The 2,288-nt window shown below is 39.9% G+C and carries 2 protein-coding genes; both read left to right on the plus strand.

Annotated elements, in window-relative coordinates; genetic code table 11:
• Positions 1-918 (plus strand): HNH endonuclease signature motif containing protein (locus K331_RS30790; RefSeq protein WP_226383721.1); only part of this gene is annotated, 918 nt, incomplete at its 5' end.
• An 83-nt stretch (positions 919-1,001) separates the two neighbouring features.
• Positions 1,002-1,475: an SMI1/KNR4 family protein gene (locus K331_RS0128505; RefSeq protein WP_028592964.1), complete on the plus strand. Its 474-nt coding sequence runs from the start codon at positions 1,002-1,004 to the stop codon at positions 1,473-1,475.
• The last annotated feature ends 813 nt before the right edge of the window (positions 1,476-2,288 follow it).

Raw genomic sequence — 2,288 nt, forward strand, 5'->3', positions numbered from 1 at the left:
GGAAATTCAGGCGGAAGGCCCGTGGTCACTCCTCAATGGAAGTATAACCTGCACGAAGCGGTCAAAAGTCTAGGTGGAGACGGGAAATTCAAGACCAACGCCCTGCGACTCCCGCTGGATATAGCTTCGCTGGAGGAGTTCATGCAGAGGCTTGCGAATCGGATGAACTTATCTTCCAAGAAACTTGTCCCTGCCATGATCGGGGATGGCAGTAATGGGCGACCTAGATGGAAGTTTGAAGACTATTCCCGGATGGAGAGCGATGGTCCGGGAGGTTTTAGGAGATCAGAGCAGCCTCCTAAAGATCATTATGAGGATGAACCGAAAAGAAGGGAAGATAAGACTGAGGGGACGGGTGAAGCTCAAAGAGAACCAAATCATGAGAACATTCAAGAATTCGTTAAAGGTAATAAAAAGTTTGATGAAGTACTTGATGATTATGCTTTAATATATGGGGAGATAGTGAAGTCGAATAAGTACTGGTCATGGGCAGATGATTTCGTTGGTAAATTATCGGCAGATCAGAGGAAGAAGATAAAAGATCGGGCACTAGAACTGAATACTGATATACCTCATATTGAAGTGAAGAAAGTAGAAGGTTTAAAATTTGGGTATGCAGATTTTGAAGGAGCAGGTTTAGTAATTGTTCAAGATAAACTTCCGAAACATTTATGGTTAGCAACAGATGAGGATCAGTTTAAGTGGCTTAATGACAGACTACCAAATAAAGTACAACCAGAAGGTACGGTATGGCACCATAACGAGAAAGACGGTATCATGCAACTTGTACCATTTGGCATTCATAATATTACCAAGCATAATGGTGGAAGAACAAAAGGACATTGGGCAGACGCCCCAAGAAAAAAAAGTAAGGGATCAGAAAAGAAAACTAAGGAGGGGCCAGATGAGGAATCTTAGAATAACTAGTATAGGGGATTGATCATAAATAGTTCGATTTTTAAATGTTTAAAAGATTCCAATGAATTTCGAGGTGAAGAATTTTGATAATACAGAATGACAGTATAATTTTTCCTATTCCAGATACTAAGTTAATTAAACGTGTGGAAGAGAGTTTTGAAATAAAGTTTCCAAAAGAGTTTATTGAATTTATATCAAAAAACAATGGAGCAATTCCAATAACGAGATTTTTTCAGTATGAATCTAATAAATATGTAATTGATCGTTTTCTATGCTTACTAGATAAACCAAACGAAAACGAAAGAGGTATGTACGATATAAAAGTTGTTTTTAGTCAATTAGATGAAAGAATTATATCTGATGGTGAATTAACAGGAGCTGAATTAGTGCCTTTTGCGGCTTTATTTGCTGGAAATTTCGTTTGTTTAGATTATAGTGAAAGTAGAACGGAACCTAAAATTTGTATTTGGTACAATGAGGATTCAGGTGATTTTGAACCAGTCACTGAGACAATAGCTGATAATATCAATGGTTTTCTTGATATGTTAGAAGATTAATTTGATTTGTCAGCACAAACAAACAACAACGCCACAATACGAGCTACCCGCCGTTTTGTGGTTTTTTTATTTTCGCTGTATACATAAATGAAAGTGGGGGCTATTCAAAAATACCTCACCCAGTGTCGAAGGAGCCCAACATTCAACCAAGATTACATCTAAACCATGTAATCCCCGTATAAAGATATCTTCATTTCGGTTGTACGCGCAGCAAATGCCTTAATTTTATAACCTAAATTACGCTATTACATTAAATTGAACAGGTCAATTATGGTAAGATACCACCCTGAAATTGATCTGTTTTTTTATCTTCGCTTTCTCACCGATTTTTCAACATCATTCCCAACTGTAAATACCGTTTCCTGATGGATGTAGTGCCAGAAATATTGTACCTAAATTGCAGGATAGTTCGACACCCAGGTTGATTATGGTTAGATGCCACCATGATAGACCTGTTTTTTTGTTACCTTCGCTTTTTTGCATCTCAAACGTATCAGTTGCCGTTCAGATGGTCTGCATCTAGGTACCACAAGTGAAAAGCTTATCTGAGCTGGGCAACGACATCGTAGGGGCCGGGGAGTCATTGATTGACACATTTGTGAAGGTCTCTGAAGACAAGGGCAATTGGTTGACCCGCAGCACAGAGGAAAGCTAAAATGCGGGGTATAATCAGGTCAAAGCAGCGGAACGGGCCGTGGATATCATAGGTGCTGTGAAAGGTGTGGCCAAGCTCGCGAAGAGCGTCGGAGATATGAGCAAGGGCACTCCTGCAGTACACGGGGAGTCAGCTGGCGGCAAATCGACTAGTGGGGG

Origin of the sequence: Paenibacillus massiliensis subsp. panacisoli DSM 21345, assembly GCF_000426545.1 — a bacterium.
Taxonomy (GTDB): Bacteria; Bacillota; Bacilli; order Paenibacillales; family Paenibacillaceae; genus Paenibacillus; species Paenibacillus panacisoli.